The organism is Vampirovibrio sp., from assembly GCF_041737375.1.
GTDB lineage: Bacteria > Cyanobacteriota > Vampirovibrionia > Vampirovibrionales > Vampirovibrionaceae > Vampirovibrio.
Genome location: NZ_JBGSRV010000010.1, coordinates 446,942 through 462,304, shown reverse-complemented (window position 1 = coordinate 462,304; position 15,363 = coordinate 446,942). Strand labels below are relative to the sequence as shown.

The window sequence follows — 15,363 nt, the reverse complement described above, 5'->3', positions numbered from 1 at the left end:
GTTTGCCAAGATTTCTGCTTTTCGTTTTAATAAGGAACGTTACACTGCTTTTTTAAGTTTCAAGCTGGCTGGTTGGCTGGCGGAAATGGATTCATTTTTATGAACTGCGACTCCCACGATCATACCGCCCTGATGCCCGGTGTTTCTCTGGGCTCGTGTGGAAAGCCTTGCGACCAGACCTGTGATGAGCCTTGTGACGATAAGCCTGCCCCAGCCGCTAAGTCCCGCTGGGCCACCTGGCTGAATAACAGCTTGTTCAACACCCTGGACCTTTGTTTTGATGATGTTTACCAAGAGCCCAAGAAAATTTTGATTGTGGGCGGCTGTCGTCAAATGGATTTATCCCAGCATATTGCCCTGCTGTTGCCCGCTGCCGAAATTCATTTGGTGGACCCCGATGCCTCGGTGGTGGAAAAAGCCAAAGCGGAAATTTGCTGCCGCTTCAAATTTATAGAGGCCTCTCTGGAAGCCTTGCCCTATGACACCAATCAGTTTGATTTGACCATTGCCCATAACTTTATGGCCCTGCCTCAGCAGGATTGGGAACGGGCCATTTCTGAGCTGACCCGTGTGACCGAGGCCAATCTGTTTTTCTCGCTGCATCGTCCTGTATTGTGGAAACTGGCTTCCCGTTTGGGTGGCTTTGCTCAGGCGGTTCAGGAGCTGGGCATTCAGTTGCCGGTTGGCATGCCCCCTGCTTTTGATTTGATGAATCATTTAACCCATTACGTCAAAATTAAAACCCGGCTTTCTCCATTCCCCTGGACGGTTTATATGACCCAGGTTCGCCCCAAGTGGGATGAAAAGCTGACTTTGGCCTCCTGATTTTTGGGTGCATTACGGGGTATTGGAAAAGCCTTTTTGTGAAGAGCGCTTCATAAATGAAGGAACTCTAGCACCTTTATTCGTTTGACTGTTTTTATATTTATACAAGCAGGGTGGTGAATGAAACCATCGCTGCAGGTGGAGTGTACCTGCATTCCTGATAGGGTTTGTTTTCGATGTTGGGATGAGTGTTAACCGGTTGTCATTGCTCCATTTAATGGCTGTAATGTAAGTACCGTTTTTGGGATTCGGGATGTTTCGGTTTACGGACGGCTTCGCCATAAAGCAAGCTTATTGACGTGACCATTCAGGTCGTTTTGTAACGCTGAATGGGGTGATGGGTTCTGATATATCAGCGTTATAAGCACATAGGTGGGTGTGAAATTTTATGACGGGCTGGATGCACCGTGCCGTTTATAGGCAGGCAAGGATTATAAAAGTTTTTTTTAGGCTCTCTCTAATCGCGACCTTGGTGGTCGTGTTTCTCTTCTCTCTTCTCTCTCCAATCAACAGGCAGCGTTCGCTGCCTTTTTTTTTGCTTTGTTCCGTACGGATTGCGCCATTTCTTTGCGCTCCTGCACCCGGTTGAGAATAGAGAGGGCCAATTCCGTGCGGAATTCCTCAATGCTTTTGCTCAGGTTCAACTGCGGGTGCAAGGGGGTTAACACGGCCCTATCCAGAGCGATCCGGTAGGGATGATCGTGACATTGGGACCAGGCTTGTAAAGGGCTTTCCGCTAAAAGTTGAAAGGCGTCCCGGATAGATTTTTGCTCTGTGGGGGTGTATAAATCGGGGTCGAGGATGGGGAAGTCTGCCATATCGCAGCGGGCAAACTGCAATACGCCTTCTCCCAGACTGGCCCGGCCCTTAAATTCCAGCAGGGCACACCCCAAAGTGCTGTTGAGCAAGGCGGCGATCAAGTCCGGCGGGTGCTGCTGTGGGTGGTGCAGGGTCAGTCCGTAAAAGATTTGATCCTCCATGAACTCATCCTGACACAGGGCGAAAAAGAAGCGCTGATCGATAAAGCGGTTGCACAGTAGATGTGGGGTCGCTAAGGCCTGAAGAGAATACCACGGGTGGTTATTCCTGACGGATGGAATCTGTGGCCATGGCGTGGTTGTCAGGCGCTTCTGTCGGGGTGGAGAAGATTGACCCTCCCCCCATTCAATATAGCGCAGCGCGCCCGTTTTTCCACGGGCCTTTAACTCGGTTTTGCTCAAGGGGCAACAAAAGAGAAAGTCACACTGCTCATTGGCCGTGACCTTGAGGGTCTTCATTTTTTTCACCGAGCGAATTACGGGCGCCAGAAACTCAGGTTCAATGCCTCGCGTTTTGGCCTGAGCTTTGCTCAAGTAAAAAAAGGCGTTAATGCCCGTTTTTAATGGGTAGCGAACGTGGCCCAGCTGGTTTAAAGCTTTCCAAAGCTGGGGTTGGCTGGCCACCTCAAGCAGCGCTTGGGGCGCTCTGAAAGCCAGGTTCCAGTGGCCTGTTTTGTCCAGTTCAGCCCATTGGGAGGGGCTGAATGTTTGTAAGGACACAGTAGGGTCTTGCGGTAATTGTTGGATTTTCAGGCTTAATTGCTGCCAGTAGTTTGGCGCTGTGGCCTCGGGAAGCCAGCTGGATAAGGGTTGATGGAGGCGTACCAGTGAACAAGGCGAAGGTGCTGGTTCCTGTGCGCTTTTTTTCTTCTGTAATATAACAATTACCGGATTAATGGCCGCATCTTCAAACCATCGCTCACAGGCGGATTCCACCATATAAAGCCAATGGAAATGATGAGAGATAAACTGCCTTAAATAGTGTCCAAATACGGAATTCAACCAGCTATTGCTAACAACATAGGCCAGAATGCCATCTGCGCTTAGCATGGGGTGTGCTTGCAGAAAAAACCATTGGTACAGATCGGCTTTTTGCGAAAAAAGTTTATGTTGTTCAGGGTATTGGTTAACGTAATCCGCAAATAATAAAGCGTAATTTTTTATAAGGTTTAATTTGTCCTCATCGCTAGATTGGCCAAATAATTCCTGCCGAACGTAGGGGGGATTGCCGATAATGAGCTCAAAAGGCGGCATTGTTTTGGGCTGTAGCGTTAAAAAATTGTCTGCCAATAACGAAACCGAGGCTACTGTAGACTCAGATAAATCCTGGGCGAATTGCAGGGCATCAGGGTTTTGTTCGACCCCTACCAGCTCAAGCCCCAAATGGCCTTGCTGAGAAGCCTGTGTCAAGGCGCGTCTCAAAAAGTTACCGCTGCCACAAGCGGGTTCCAGTATTCGCTGAATACTGCGACTTTGACTGGCCAAAGCCAGCATAAAATCGCACAGCGTTTGAGGGGTGTAAAATTGCCCCTTTTGGGAGCGAAAGGCCTCCGGCAAGCTCTGTTCATAGGCTCGTGAAGCCGCGTCAGTCTCTCCGTTTGAGGGGATCGAAAAACCCTGAAGGGCATCGATTTCCAAGGTTGGCCGGATTTCCAAAGTACCCCCTCATCAAGCCATTGGATTGGAATTTAACCGTGTTTTTTTAGATGATTCCTAGCAACCGGATTAATAGCCTACTCTGTGCTTTCTTTTATTGTAGCGGAAGGATCCTCATGTGCGTCAATGGCTTGTGAGGTGCCGCGTCACAAAAAAGCCGACTGCTGAGAATCGGCTTTTTGCGGGTTATTGAAAAACGAGTGAGTGGCTTACGCGTTGTATAGTTTGACCGGTCTGGGTCCATTGCCCGGTCTTTCAGTGACTGTAATCTCACTGAAGGTACTGTTCATTTGCTTCAGCACCGAAGTAATCACGGATTGCTTGTTAATGGTGTTATCTTTTTTGGCCAGAATGGCGTAAATATCGTTTGCTGTAAAAGAGTTATCGGCGCTAATAAATCCACGGATCGCATTCTGGATTTTAGCGGTGAGGGTATTGCTTTTATCTCTCTTGGGTTTGGACTCGACTGCTTTTTTGGCGCTGGCTGGCTTGGGTTTGGGGCCACGCTTTAATGGCAATTTAACCACAGCGGCTTTGCTCAGGGTGCTTCCGGGTTTTCTGCCGCGTTTTTTAGGTTCGGCTTGCTCGGGTTCAGCAGCTACGTCAAGGCCTGACTGCCTGCGGGGGGTGACGACTTCGTCCAGGCTGAACGCCCGATAGAACGCTTTTAATTCTTCGAGCGTATCGAATGTAATTGGCATGATGAGTCCCTATCTAACGTTGGTTTAACAGTGATTGCGCAAAAAATGAGATTCTTTTAAGAAGAGAAAATATATCGTCTGATATATCAAGTCAATCATTAATTTTTAATTCGGTCAATACTTTTTCTGGTGAAATTGAAGAGGCGTTATTTTAGCGCAATACTTTGCTTTGAGGTGATGTGGTATTTGAGATTACTGACAAGCGTCATTTTTTTAAAAATCAATTTTTAGAATAAACATAAAATAGACTAAGTTGAATGTTGAGCGGACACAAAATAACCCAAGCGTGGCAGGTTTGCTTAGCACTTGGGTTATTTTAAAAACGTACCAGGCTTTGAGTTAGCCTTCCATGATGTAAGGAATCAAAGCGACCTGACGGGATAATTTAATGGCGCTGGCCAAGTTGCGTTGGTGGTAAGCGCAGGTTCCGGTAATCCGGCGAGGCAGGATCTTTCCACGGTCGGTCAGGTAGCGTCTCAGTTTTTGAGCGTCTTTAAAGTCAATCAAGAGGACTTTGTCCGCACAAAAGTTACAAACTTTCTTCTTCCGGGGATCTGGCTTCATGGAATGCTTTTATCCTTCCTTACTTCGTGTGGGTGCAAATGAATGGTAGCTAACTTAAAACGGAATATCATCTTCCGTCAAGAGATCTTCAGAGCTGAAGTGCCCGCTACTGGAAGCACCGGCAACCGATGTTTGCGGAGCCGGTTGCCCGCCATTGTAAGCAGGTTGGGTGTTTCGGCTGGATGCCTCATAACCACCAGAACCCTGCCCTTCACTTGCCGTAGCCACAATGGGTTCCGGTTTTCCAGGCAGCCTGTCGATGCTATTGGCTTCCAGTTCAAACAGTTTTTTCTGAACGCCTTCCGGTGTCTGGAAGCTGTTCATAATCAGCTTGCCATCTACCAAAATAGAGTCACCTTTTTGTAAAACGGTGACCGCTTCCGCAAGATTGCGCCAGCAGGTGACCTTTACCAGAAACGGTTCACTGGCGACAGCTTTGGTGCCGATAGCCGGGTTTTCAACAGAAATGTTGAAACTGGTAACCGCGTGATTATTAGGGGTGAACCGTTTTTCGGGCTCACTGGTTAATATTCCTGATAAGGTCGCTTTGGCAAAACTCACAGTAAGACGTCCTTTTACCTGCTTGATACGATCAATAACCTAGTCCGCAGAGCGGGGAGCCATGGGACGACGGAATTCGCGCTGTTCTCCGCGATCACCACCGCGATCCCGATCGCCGCCACCACGATGATCAGGGCGATCCCGATCTTGAGGACGCTCACGGCCATATACGCTGGCATCGGTAATATCAATGTTGCTGCGGTTCACCAGGGTTAAACGAAGAATGTCTTCATTGAGCTGGCAAGTACGTTTCAAAGAAAGTACGGATGAAGGCTCTAGCTTAAACAGGTAGGTGGTGATGAAACCATCTTTGAATTTATTGATTTCATAAGCCAACCGCTTGCGGCCCAGCTTGTCTTTTTTGACGACTTTACCGTTCAGGTTCTCAACGGCGTCTTCAATAACTTTCAAAACGTTGTCGGAGTTGTCAACGTCAAGGATAGGCTTGAGAATGACGAACGCTTCATAAGTGTTCATTGGTAAGAAAAAACCTCCGGGTCTGATACATCTCCGCTGGAAGAAAAGTAATGCGGGAGAATACATAATGGCCTACAAGTTAACACAAGGGAAATCAAATTTGAATAGTGAACGTAAAATGCAAGGTAACAATTGAGCGATTTGCGCCCTCATGTAACCAACAATTTGTATCCTTATTTTAGGCATCGCCTCCGGCAGGAGGGATGGCGTACAATGATACATGGAACCCTGTGAGCGCCGTTATTGCTCATTGGCTGCTCTGTGGCCAGTAAAGCCAGCCAATAAAGTCAGAAAGCTATTCCTCGTTATGTCCATTGGTTTCTATCGCAGCCTGTTTTTCCCGGTGCCGCTTCTGGTTTTGGGATTGCTGCTTCTTGCGGCCCTGGCCGGGTTGCCTGTTGCGCCCCAGGCTCAAGCCCAAACCGTTTTTGGCTCGGTGAGCAACACCACTGCGTATCGTAAAATCCCCGAAATCGAGAGCCAGCTTTACGGGCATACTTACATGAGTGATTCTATTGCTCAGCGGATTGCCCGTATTGAGCGTACCTTGTTTGGCGGGGGACAAAGAGGACCGTTGGCAAGCCGTATGGCCCTTATTGAGCATGAAATGCATGAAAAGAGCGTTCAAAAGGCTTTGACGGAGCAGCAACCCTTGATTGAATATCTGGAAGAAAAGCTGTTTCAAAGAACGTACGCCAGCGCTTCTTTGTCGGAGCGTTTGAGGCGGCTGGAAGTTCAGGTGTTCGGTCATGCGTTCGAGCATTATCCGGTTTCCGTGCGGGTGAAGAAGCTCTCTTACGCCATGCCTTTGGTGGCCAGGCAAATTCGCTTGACCAAATCCACCCCCGGAGGGGACACGGTGGTGGCCACCACCCGCCAGACGTCCAGAGCGGTCCCCAGAGCAGCCCATAAAATAGATGTGGTGCAGCTGGATGCCTCTGCCAGTAGTACGCCTATTGCCCTGCGGCAGGAACCGCCGCTTATGGCCGGGGATTATAGCCAGTCGGTTCATCAGGAACCCAATGGCACCGCCGTGCGTTGGGAAAAGCTGCCTATTAAAGTTTTTGTAAAGGGAAATCCCGCTGAAGTAGGGCTGGTTGCGCAAGCGCTGCAAGCTTGGCAGCGTTCTTTTTCCTTGTTATCCGTGGAGCATTCGGCCGCTGCGGATGTGGTAGTAGCCTGGGACAAGCCCACCTGGGCGCAAAATACCACGGGGCTGATGACACGACCCGTGGTTCAGGTGGATGACCAGCATAGTATTCGCACTGTTATCCTGATTAGTATGTTTCCAGTTCAACAGGAGCCGGAACCCTATCAGTTGCGTGTTCTTAGCCATCAGCTGGGGCATGCCTTCGGGATTTGGGGGCATAGTGAAAATCCCAACGATATAATGTTCCCTATGCTGCGGCAAGAAGTGAATGATTTTCCCAGTCAGTGGGCGTGGCGTTCTGCCCGCATGGCCAGAGACGGTGCGCCGCCCTCTGGTTTTCCAGAGAATTACCAGCCTTCTCAGCGTGATATCAATACCTTGCTTAAACTCTATGAACAACCCGCCACCGGGCTAAGCGGATATAGCCCCTACTAAGTGAAGTGGGTTCGGCACTGGCTTAAATACAATGCGGTTAAATGGCTGCCGGTATTCTGGGACCAGCCTCCATCAGGTGATCCACGTGATGAAAGCGCTTAAAGTTTTCCACAAACATATGGGCCAGTTTTTCGGCTTTTAGATCGTAAGCGGCTTTATCGGCCCACTGCCCTTTGGGGTTTAAAATTTCAGCGGGAACACCCGGACACGCTTGAGGAACCAGCACATTGAAAATGGGGTGGACTTCAAATGCCTGTTGTTCCAGGGTGCCATTGAGGGCGGCAGTGACCATGGCACGGGTGTGAGGGATGCTGACCCGGTTGCCGACCCCGTAGGGGCCGCCTTGCCATCCGGTATTAATCAGGTAAACGTTCACTTGATGCTGGCGAATGCGATCGGTCAGCATTTTGGCGTAAACCGCTGCGGGCCGGGGCATAAAGGGCGCCCCGAAACAGGCGGAAAATACAGCGGTTGGCTCTGTAATGCCTTGTTCGGTTCCGGCAATTTTACTGGTGTAGCCGCTAATAAAGTGATACTGGGCCTGGGCTTCGCTCAGCTTGGAAACGGCGGGCAGCACCCCAAACGCATCAGCGGTAAGTAATATAATGGTGCTGGGGTGGCCGGTGATTCCCTTGGGATCCGCATTGTGAATATAGTGAATGGGGTAGGCTACCCGGCTGTTTTCGGTGTGGCGGGCATCGTCATAATCAAACTGTCGGCTTTCATCGTGAATCACAATGTTTTCAGCCAAAGCCCCAAACTTAATTGCATCCCAGATTTCTGGCTCATTTTTTTGGGAAAGCCGGATGGCTTTGGCATAACAACCCCCTTCAAAGTTAAACAGCCCTTGCTGGGACCAGCCATGCTCGTCATCACCAATCAGCGTTCGTTCAGGATCAGCCGATAACGTGGTTTTGCCGGTGCCAGACAGCCCGAAGAATATCGCCGATTTTCCATCGGTGCCCACATTGACCGAGCAATGCATGGGGAAAACGTTGCGTTCTGGCATCAGGTAGTTCATCACGCTGAAAATGGATTTTTTCATTTCGCCCGCATAGCAAGTACCGGCGATAATTACCATTTTCTGTTCAAAGTTGACCAGAATGACCGCTTCGGAGTTCGTGCCGTCCTCTGCCGGGTTTAACTGCAAGTGAGGTACGCAAATGACCGTAAATTCAGGTTGAAAGGCCTGAAGCTGGCTTTCTGAGGGACGTACAAACATTTGATGAACAAACAAATTATGAGAGGCTAGTTCGTTGATAAAGCGCACCTTTAGGGCGTATTTGGGATCCGCTCCGGCAAAGCCATCAAAAATATACAAATTTTTAGTGGCCAGATAGGTTTTTACTTTGTTGAATACGGTTTCAAACACGGCTGGAGACGTGGCCACGTTCACTTTTCCCCAGTCAATGTCTTCGTGAATATCGGGGGTGTCTACAATAAAGCGATCGTTGGCGGCTCTGCCGTTGTATTTGCCGGTGTGGACGGATAAGGCCCCTGTTTCCGAAAGAATCCCTTCATGGTTGGCAAGCGCCTGTTCTACCAGTTCGCTTACTGCCAGCTGATAGGATTGGGCGCCAGTGGTGCTGATGCCTGTGTAGCCAACATAATCGATCATGTAAGGTCTCCTTCGGGCAAACAATAATGAGAGACGAATCTTACCTTACACAAAAAAGGAAGCCAACCCTAAATCCCATGGAATGATTTTACTGGATGCCGACTATGTTTGTGTTTTCTCAATTGTTAATTAACCAACCGTATCAATGATAGCCTGATCCGCTTGTCGTTGGGCCTGGCTGGCTTTCAAGTTGGCGCTAAAGGCTCGGCGGGCCAGTGTCAGGTGGGTGGATTCTGTGGCCGTGTCGGTTTCAGAAAACCCTGTTTTCTCTTCCCGCCGGGGCGAGCTGGATGGGGCCACTTGTCCCCGAACCCCGCCGGTTTTCTCCGCCTGAGAGTCGACCCGATCCGGGCTAAAGCCATCTGTGGTGGCGTTGGCTAAATTATGGGTCACGGCTTTTACCCGTAAACTGGCATCCTGTAATCCGCTTAGGGTGTTGGCGTAATTATTTGCAGAACTTCCGCTGATGGCTGACAAATGCTGCCCTCCGGCTGGCTTCCCTAATGGGCTTATGCGCTAAAATGCCGGGTTTCAAACGGAAAAACCCTTGATTTGTGATATTTCTTATTGTGTCTCTTGCGGGGGTTGGTTCCGCTTGAACCAGAACACAGGAGCGGGTAAAGTGAAGGGTATACTCAACAAGCGGGGAGCCTTGGCCCATGAATATTGAAGATCCACGGTGGGATGAATATGAAAGCCGTTTTCGGGCATTGTCCGAAACGGTGGGCATTACCAAAGGCCCGCAGTCGGAATTGGCCTCTGCCGAGATGATGCTGTTTTTATACGGTGAAAACGGACTGTTGCCCGAGCAGGAATTTGAGTTGCTGACCACTTTGGAAAGTCGGGCCGCTGATTTAAAAGGCACCGTGATGCTCACTGCCTACTGGGAAGACATTGTGCTTTACCTGCCCACCGCCGCTGTTTAAAGATCTTTGTGGTGCAGGGTATGCCCCAAGGAGTTGTATAAGTCCTGTCCCACCAGATTGACCAGAATTTCCTCGGCCTCTTTGGTGCCTGCTTTTAGCGCTGTGGTGGCAATTCTGGCCATTTCCCGCATATCGGCGGGTTGTTCCAGTTGGTTGCAAACGGTGGCGTAAATCTGGAGCAAGCCAAAGGTGTCGCCCAGTTTAAAGCCCATAATGCCTAACCCTTCCAGATTGAGCGTATACAAAGCCCCTACGGCTTTGTGCAAAACCGGTTCCTGGTCGTACCAGCGCCCTTTGGCCTCGCCGTAGCGATAAAGGACCTGAATGGCCTCATGCCCAATGGAATTTACTTCCTGATTTCTTTTGTCCCGCTCATTGATTTCCTTGCGCACTTTTTCGGCGAAGTTAATCAGCACTCTGCCGCAAAATTCCCGAATTTCAGGTTGAGGCATGCCCTGAATCTGTTTCAGGAGTTTGGGGCAAGAAGCTTCCTGATCGTACCAACGGCGATTCATGGTTTCCTTATCTGTTTTTACATGCTTTGGCATTGGCCTATCTTCATTCTATTATGAGAAGCGGTTATGTGGATTGCTTTGTTCACTGCCAAGCATATAATTGACCCGCATGACACTAGCTCATGCGAAGCACTAGAAAAGGGTGAGGCCATGCCGACTGAAACCGTAATCCAGAACAGCGTGATGGAAAACAGCGCTGAGCAATCCAGTTTATTAACTCAAATTCGGGAAGTCTATCACCAGCCTTTTCTGGATTTGGTTTTTCAGGCTCAGGAGCTTCAACGCCGGTTTCACCCCAGAAACGAAGTACAGCTTTGCACGCTGGCCAACATCAAATCGGGAAATTGCTCGGAAGATTGCGCTTATTGTCCGCAAAGCGCCCGTTACAATACGGGTATTGAAACCTGGGAACTGCCTTCTTTAGAAGAAATTCGCCAACAGGCTCTGGATGCCAAGGCCAATGGCTCCACCCGCTTTTGTATGGGAGCCGCTTGGCGCACCCCCCCGCATCAACAGGCTTTTAACCATGTGGTAGAGATGGTGAAAACCGTAGTGGGCGAGGGCATGGAAGCCTGCGTGACCTTGGGCATGATTAACGCCGATCAGGCCAAGGCTTTAAAAGAAGCCGGTTTAAAAGCCTACAACCACAATATTGATAGTTCACCTGAGTTTTACCCCGAGATTATTTCCACCCGCACCATTCAGGATCGTTTTGATACCCTGAAAAATGTGGCCAACGCTGGCATTGATGTTTGCTGCGGCGGCATTTTGGGAATGGGAGAAACGCTGGAGCATCGGCTGGATTTTATAAAAACCCTTTGCGAGCTGGATCACACCCCGGAATCGGTGCCCATCAACTGCCTGGTACCAGTGGAAGGAACCCCGCTGGCCAATCAGGCCCCGGTGGATTCGTTTGATTTGGTGCGAACCATTGCCACGGTTCGTATTTTTCTGCCAGAGGCCAAGGTGCGTTTATCCGCCGGTCGCTTGAGCATGAATGATGAAACGCAGGCATGGTGTTTTATGGCCGGGGCCAATTCCATTTTTACCGGCGAAAAGCTACTGACCACCAATAACCCCGGCATGAACCGGGATCAGGAACTGCTGGAAAAGCTGGGACTGAAGCCACAAGTTCTGTTAAATTAAGCGTTTCGTTTGTCAGTGATAATTGGGTGCTTTCTTTGATGCACTCAGGTTTTTTCCTGAGTTGTTTTTTGTGAATTGAGATGCTTTTGAAAAGGTTTCATTGGTTGTGTTTTCATGATTAAGACTTGTTTTTCCAGTATTCTCTTTTACATTGTTCCTGACGCTTGAGAAAAGAATGATCATGCAGACTGACGCCCCCTTTCCATTCCGCTTACCCATAACCTCCGTCCCATTGAGATCGTTGAGGCCGTCAAATTCCCCAACACTCAATTCAGAGGCCCTGATGACGCGTGTGTCACCTGATGGGTTGGATGAAGACCGGTTTGATGCCCGTTCGTCGCATTCTACCCACAGCGGGGTGGAACCAGAGGCTTTAAATATGTTAGCGAGTGTGGCTGCCCGTGAGCCAAGATCCATTTTAAAAAGGCCGCATCCTGCTTGGGCTAATTTGACCACCCTTAGCAACGTCGCGTGTAAACTTCAGCCTTCTTTCAAAGTTACTTTTCAGGAATCCACAGAATTGTTGACGCTTCACAGAATTGTTGACGCTTCATGGAAGCCCTATTGCCGTCAGCCGAAAGGCGCTTTCCGATTTTCGACTGGCTCAGCAGCGTTTCCTTCTGCAAATGTCTCTTCTGGAGGAGTTCGCTTTATTCAGTTCGGATGTCAAATTACAGGCCATGACTAAACAGTTGGAGGCAATTTACCGCACGGATGCCATTCCAAGTCAGAAGCAGTTGAACAGCCTGTTTAGAAAAATTGCTTATGGGGATCCTGATTTTTTGAACACTTTGCCTGAGGGAGCGCTAGAGAGGTCTATTTTGATTCACTTTCAGGTTTTGGATGCAATGCAAACCGAGCTGCGTAAACCTTTAAATGATCAAACCTGGATGACCTCTATTTGTAGTGCAGACATTGAGGAGGCTTTAAGTATTTTGGACGAGCAGCGCCAATCGTTGGCAAAGGTGATAGAGCTCCCATAAGCCCATAAAAAGAAGTGGGTGATTCAAATTAAAAAGAGGACACCGTAGTGTCCTCTTTTGGTGCGAGTTCTGGGATTCGAACCCAGGACCTATCCCTTAAAAGGGGAGTGCTCTACCGCTGAGCTAAACTCGCAGGCTGGTGGATGAAGGGGGATTAAGAATGAATCGCTTGAATTGCGATACCTTCAGTATTGTATGGGTTCAACCGCCAGCGTCAAGAAAAGATTAAGCATTCATTTTTTGAGGGGCCTGCAGGATCCGCTTGCTGGCCGTAATCGGGTTCTCCAATAAAATGGTCTGATTGCGTTCTGGCCCAACGCTTACGATGGAAACCGGGCAGCCTGTTAATTCGGCAATGCGCTCCAGATATTGCCGCGCTTCTACCGGCAAATCTTCAAAGCGGCGGATATCCTTGACCGAACCCTGCCATCCCGGCCAGCTTTCATAAACAGGCTCGGCATTCTTCAGGGCGTCCAACTGTGAAGGAAAGTGATTAAACTGCTCGCCGGTTAGCCTGTTTTTGTAGGCAACCCCAATTTTGAGTTCCGACATGCCGTCAAAAACATCCAGCTTGGTAATCGCCAAGCCGTCCAGCCCGTTGACCTGAGCGCTGTATTTGGCGATAACGGCGTCAAACCAGCCGCACCGTCTGGCCCTGCCGGTAGTGGTGCCAAACTCTTGTCCAATGTCTCCCAAGTGCTTGCCAGTGGCATCTTTTAGCTCAGTGGGAAAAGGGCCTTCGCCCACACGGGTGGTGTAGGCCTTCATCACCCCAATCACCCGATCAATTCGGGTGGGGCCGATTCCAGAGCCGGTACAAGCCCCGCCTGCCGTGGCGTTTGAGCTGGTAACAAAGGGATAGGTCCCATAATCAACATCCAGCAAGGTGCCTTGGGCGCCCTCAAATAAAATATTTTTGCCTTCAGCCAGTGCGGCATGCGCTACGGCCACGGTATCCGTTACAAAAGGCGCCAGCTTGTCCCGGTACTCCTGACACCAGCTCAGCAGCGCTTCCACCGTGAAGCGAGGCAAGTCGGGGTAGCATTTTTCCATAAAGTCGTTTTTATGCGCCACAATTTGAGAGAGGCGCTCTTTCAAAATCAGTTCCTGATCGAATAAATCACCAACACGCAGGCCGTGCCGTCCTACTTTGTCCATGTAAGTGGGACCGATTCCCCTGCCGGTGGTGCCAATTTTTTTATCGGCCATGGCGCTTTCTTGGGCTTGATCCAGGCTGGTGTGAAACGGCAATGTCAGATGGGCCCGGTCGCTGAGTTTTAAATTGTCGGTGGAAAAGCCTTTTTCCCGAAGCTCCTGAATTTCGTGCATTAAAACTTCGGGGTTGATAACCGTACCGTTGCCAATCAGGCAAAGGGTATCGCCATATAGCATGCCCGATGGAACCAGATGGAACTTGAAGACTTCACTGCCGTGGGTAACGGTATGACCCGCATTACAACCCCCTTGGCAACGGATGACCACATCGGCCTCTGCGGCGAGCAGGTCTGTAATTTTCGCCTTGCCTTCATCGCCCCACTGAGCGCCTACTACCACCACATTGGCCATGAAGTTTTGTCCTCTCTGGGATTTTAATTGCATCCGATCGGGGTAAAGTACTTTCCAGACAATGGGCGGATGGATCATGGAAAAGCCCACAGGAAAGCCAGAGGCAGTATAGGACAAGCTCGAAGGGGAGTCAATTTGTGGGGCTTTGGCGGGTGTGAACGAATTGGGGGCGGCGGTTTTTAAATGCGGTTTCCGTGTCTTGGTGAAGCATGGATGGGTACTCGCTCAGGAGCTTGACATCCCCATGCTTGCGCTATAATAACATCATCTTATTTTCACCTTGATGATATTTAATGTCATTTTTGTGGAGAGGTGGCTGAGTGGTCGAAAGCGGCTTCCTGCTAAGAAGTTAGACGGGCTTAAACCTGTCTCGAGGGTTCGAATCCCTCCCTCTCCGAATTAAAAAAGCCTTCCAGAAAATGGAAGGCTTTTTTAATGAATGGGGGCTTGTTTTTAAGCCAAGCGACTGCGATCGCCGGTGAACATGCCCAAAAGGCTGCTCATCAATGCCAGTAACAAGGAGCCAACCAGGGCGCTTAGGAAGTTGTTGACGTCAAAGCCCGGTACTAACCAGGCCACCAGCGCAAACATCAGGGCGTTGATGATAAAAGAAAACAAGCCCAGCGTTAGCAGGTTTAAAGGCAAGGTGAGTAAAGCGAGCACGGGCTTGATAAAAAAGTTCACCAATCCCATTACCAGTGCGGCCACCAGTGCGGTGGTAAATCCCTCAATGTGGATGCCCGGCATCATGGCGCTGACCAGCATTAAAATGGCCGCGGTTAAAATCCAGTGTAGCAGTATGGATAAAAGCATTGTGTCTGTCTCTCCTTCGTTGGGTTTGGTTTTGAAACCTGAATGGAATGTCTTGGGATAGAGGGTGGGTGTTACCCAATTTTCGGCGAGGTGATAATCGATTGAAACTCAAGGCAATGGTCATCGCACAGTTGAGTGGGGTCTTTCATTATCAGTGGAGTTGTTTGGTTTCACAATTCCTCTTTCGGTTACATCAAGCGGTTACATCGCCTGACGCCATTGCGCTGAATACCCAGCCCCCTGCGGAGTGCCGCTTATTCTGAATGGGGTTTAGCCATTGAAAGGCCTCTGGCCAAAAAGGAACGATGCGCTTTAACGGATTTGGCGATACATATAGCCATCCAGTCCCGCTGTTTGTTCATTGGCTTCCAGCCATGCCAAATACTCCGCCTGAGATTGCTGAAGGCGTAAAAAATGATCCAGCGTAGCCAGCTCTCCCAGCGAAGATACGTTGTTTTTTGGGGTGCTGGCGTTTTGGGTGGATTCTGGCGAACTCATATAGACACTCCGTTCTATCTTAATGATATAAAAACGAAATGTTGATTGAAATTGCTTCGGGTATAAATTACCAGCGCAAAGGCCTAAAGCCGTCGCTCTGCGGCTTGGTTT

General features: G+C 49.6%; 17 protein-coding genes and 2 tRNA genes. 6 read left to right on the top strand and 13 right to left on the bottom strand.

All coding sequences use genetic code 11. The features are described 5' to 3' along the window. The first annotated feature begins 99 nt into the window (after positions 1 to 99). Positions 100 to 825 (top strand): class I SAM-dependent methyltransferase, encoded by a 726-nt coding sequence (locus tag ACEW81_RS07160; protein WP_373532282.1) that lies wholly within the window; start codon positions 100 to 102, stop codon positions 823 to 825. A 506-nt stretch (positions 826 to 1,331) separates the two neighbouring features. Here ACEW81_RS07160 and ACEW81_RS07155 read toward each other — a convergent pair. The 5 genes from ACEW81_RS07155 to rpsF form a co-directional block, all read right to left on the bottom strand. Further along, on the bottom strand, positions 1,332 to 3,299 hold the full coding sequence (locus tag ACEW81_RS07155; RefSeq protein WP_373532281.1) for an Eco57I restriction-modification methylase domain-containing protein: 1,968 nt from the start codon (positions 3,297 to 3,299) through the stop codon (positions 1,332 to 1,334). Positions 3,300 to 3,508: 209 nt separating this feature from the next. Beyond that, on the bottom strand, positions 3,509 to 4,000 hold the full coding sequence (locus ACEW81_RS07150; protein WP_373532280.1) for a hypothetical protein: 492 nt from the start codon (positions 3,998 to 4,000) through the stop codon (positions 3,509 to 3,511). A gap of 339 nt (positions 4,001 to 4,339) precedes the next feature. After that, a complete protein-coding gene (rpsR, locus tag ACEW81_RS07145) occupies positions 4,340 to 4,564 on the bottom strand; it encodes a 30S ribosomal protein S18 (protein ID WP_373532279.1) in 225 nt (74 codons plus the stop codon). Between the two features lie 54 nt (positions 4,565 to 4,618). After that, positions 4,619 to 5,125: a single-stranded DNA-binding protein gene (locus ACEW81_RS07140; RefSeq protein WP_373532278.1), complete on the bottom strand. Its 507-nt coding sequence runs from the start codon at positions 5,123 to 5,125 to the stop codon at positions 4,619 to 4,621. A 39-nt stretch (positions 5,126 to 5,164) separates the two neighbouring features. Further along, entirely contained in the window at positions 5,165 to 5,602 is a 438-nt protein-coding gene (rpsF, locus tag ACEW81_RS07135; protein ID WP_373532277.1) for a 30S ribosomal protein S6, read from the bottom strand. A 307-nt stretch (positions 5,603 to 5,909) separates the two neighbouring features. Between rpsF and ACEW81_RS07130 the strand changes: the two genes are divergently transcribed. Continuing rightward, positions 5,910 to 7,187: a hypothetical protein gene (locus ACEW81_RS07130; protein WP_373532276.1), complete on the top strand. Its 1,278-nt coding sequence runs from the start codon at positions 5,910 to 5,912 to the stop codon at positions 7,185 to 7,187. A gap of 37 nt (positions 7,188 to 7,224) precedes the next feature. On the opposite strand, the gene pckA is transcribed toward ACEW81_RS07130, so the two are convergent. Both pckA and ACEW81_RS07120 read right to left on the bottom strand, forming a co-directional pair. Continuing rightward, entirely contained in the window at positions 7,225 to 8,805 is a 1,581-nt protein-coding gene (pckA, locus tag ACEW81_RS07125; protein ID WP_373532275.1) for a phosphoenolpyruvate carboxykinase (ATP), read from the bottom strand. A 129-nt stretch (positions 8,806 to 8,934) separates the two neighbouring features. Next, positions 8,935 to 9,282, bottom strand: coding sequence for a flagellar basal body protein (locus ACEW81_RS07120; protein WP_373532274.1), 348 nt, complete (start codon positions 9,280 to 9,282; stop codon positions 8,935 to 8,937). Between the two features lie 182 nt (positions 9,283 to 9,464). Between ACEW81_RS07120 and ACEW81_RS07115 the strand changes: the two genes are divergently transcribed. Then, positions 9,465 to 9,731, top strand: coding sequence for a hypothetical protein (locus ACEW81_RS07115; RefSeq protein ID WP_373532273.1), 267 nt, complete (start codon positions 9,465 to 9,467; stop codon positions 9,729 to 9,731). Here ACEW81_RS07115 and ACEW81_RS07110 read toward each other — a convergent pair. Further along, positions 9,728 to 10,279: a hypothetical protein gene (locus ACEW81_RS07110; RefSeq protein WP_373532272.1), complete on the bottom strand. Its 552-nt coding sequence runs from the start codon at positions 10,277 to 10,279 to the stop codon at positions 9,728 to 9,730. The genes ACEW81_RS07115 and ACEW81_RS07110 overlap by 4 nt on opposite strands. A gap of 117 nt (positions 10,280 to 10,396) precedes the next feature. Between ACEW81_RS07110 and bioB the strand changes: the two genes are divergently transcribed. After that, positions 10,397 to 11,392 carry a biotin synthase BioB gene (gene bioB, locus ACEW81_RS07105; protein ID WP_373532271.1) on the top strand — a complete coding sequence of 332 codons (996 nt, stop codon included), beginning with the start codon at positions 10,397 to 10,399 and terminating at the stop codon, positions 11,390 to 11,392. A 12-nt stretch (positions 11,393 to 11,404) separates the two neighbouring features. On the opposite strand, the gene ACEW81_RS07100 is transcribed toward bioB, so the two are convergent. Then, entirely contained in the window at positions 11,405 to 11,809 is a 405-nt protein-coding gene (locus tag ACEW81_RS07100; RefSeq protein ID WP_373532270.1) for a hypothetical protein, read from the bottom strand. Between the two features lie 125 nt (positions 11,810 to 11,934). On the opposite strand from ACEW81_RS07100, the gene ACEW81_RS07095 reads away from it, so the two are divergent. Further along, a complete protein-coding gene (locus tag ACEW81_RS07095; protein ID WP_373532269.1) occupies positions 11,935 to 12,375 on the top strand; it encodes a hypothetical protein in 441 nt (146 codons plus the stop codon). 58 nt (positions 12,376 to 12,433) lie between these two features. Here the strand turns inward: ACEW81_RS07095 and ACEW81_RS07090 are convergent. Both ACEW81_RS07090 and ACEW81_RS07085 read right to left on the bottom strand, forming a co-directional pair. Further along, positions 12,434 to 12,508, bottom strand: a tRNA-Lys gene (locus ACEW81_RS07090). A 92-nt stretch (positions 12,509 to 12,600) separates the two neighbouring features. Continuing rightward, complete coding sequence (locus tag ACEW81_RS07085) at positions 12,601 to 13,941, bottom strand: adenylosuccinate synthase (RefSeq protein WP_373532492.1); 1,341 nt, start codon at positions 13,939 to 13,941, stop codon at positions 12,601 to 12,603. A 306-nt stretch (positions 13,942 to 14,247) separates the two neighbouring features. Here ACEW81_RS07085 and ACEW81_RS07080 point away from each other — a divergent pair. Beyond that, positions 14,248 to 14,338, top strand: a tRNA-Ser gene (locus ACEW81_RS07080). Positions 14,339 to 14,394: 56 nt separating this feature from the next. On the opposite strand, the gene ACEW81_RS07075 is transcribed toward ACEW81_RS07080, so the two are convergent. Further along, positions 14,395 to 14,754, bottom strand: a complete 360-nt coding sequence (locus ACEW81_RS07075; protein WP_373532268.1) for a phage holin family protein — start codon at positions 14,752 to 14,754, stop codon at positions 14,395 to 14,397. A gap of 312 nt (positions 14,755 to 15,066) precedes the next feature. Beyond that, the gene (locus ACEW81_RS07070; protein ID WP_373532267.1) at positions 15,067 to 15,252 is read right to left on the bottom strand and encodes a hypothetical protein; all 186 of its coding nucleotides are present in this window, start codon (positions 15,250 to 15,252) and stop codon (positions 15,067 to 15,069) included. Positions 15,253 to 15,363: the final 111 nt, after the last annotated feature.

Bases quoted from the DNA above. Each gene is read 5' to 3' on its own strand.
- ACEW81_RS07115 (WP_373532273.1), top strand. From the start codon at position 9,465: ATGAATATTGAAGATCCACGGTGGGATGAATATGAAAGCCGTTTTCGG.
- ACEW81_RS07160 (WP_373532282.1), top strand. From the start codon at position 100: ATGAACTGCGACTCCCACGATCATACCGCCCTGATGCCCGGTGTTTCT.
- rpsF (WP_373532277.1), bottom strand. From the start codon at position 5,602: ATGAACACTTATGAAGCGTTCGTCATTCTCAAGCCTATCCTTGACGTT.
- rpsR (WP_373532279.1), bottom strand. From the start codon at position 4,564: ATGAAGCCAGATCCCCGGAAGAAGAAAGTTTGTAACTTTTGTGCGGAC.
- pckA (WP_373532275.1), bottom strand. From the start codon at position 8,805: ATGATCGATTATGTTGGCTACACAGGCATCAGCACCACTGGCGCCCAA.
- bioB (WP_373532271.1), top strand. From the start codon at position 10,397: ATGCCGACTGAAACCGTAATCCAGAACAGCGTGATGGAAAACAGCGCT.
- ACEW81_RS07100 (WP_373532270.1), bottom strand. From the start codon at position 11,809: ATGGATCTTGGCTCACGGGCAGCCACACTCGCTAACATATTTAAAGCC.
- ACEW81_RS07085 (WP_373532492.1), bottom strand. From the start codon at position 13,941: ATGGCCAATGTGGTGGTAGTAGGCGCTCAGTGGGGCGATGAAGGCAAG.
- ACEW81_RS07150 (WP_373532280.1), bottom strand. From the start codon at position 4,000: ATGCCAATTACATTCGATACGCTCGAAGAATTAAAAGCGTTCTATCGG.
- ACEW81_RS07070 (WP_373532267.1), bottom strand. From the start codon at position 15,252: ATGAGTTCGCCAGAATCCACCCAAAACGCCAGCACCCCAAAAAACAAC.
- ACEW81_RS07130 (WP_373532276.1), top strand. From the start codon at position 5,910: ATGTCCATTGGTTTCTATCGCAGCCTGTTTTTCCCGGTGCCGCTTCTG.
- ACEW81_RS07075 (WP_373532268.1), bottom strand. From the start codon at position 14,754: ATGCTTTTATCCATACTGCTACACTGGATTTTAACCGCGGCCATTTTA.
- ACEW81_RS07110 (WP_373532272.1), bottom strand. From the start codon at position 10,279: ATGCCAAAGCATGTAAAAACAGATAAGGAAACCATGAATCGCCGTTGG.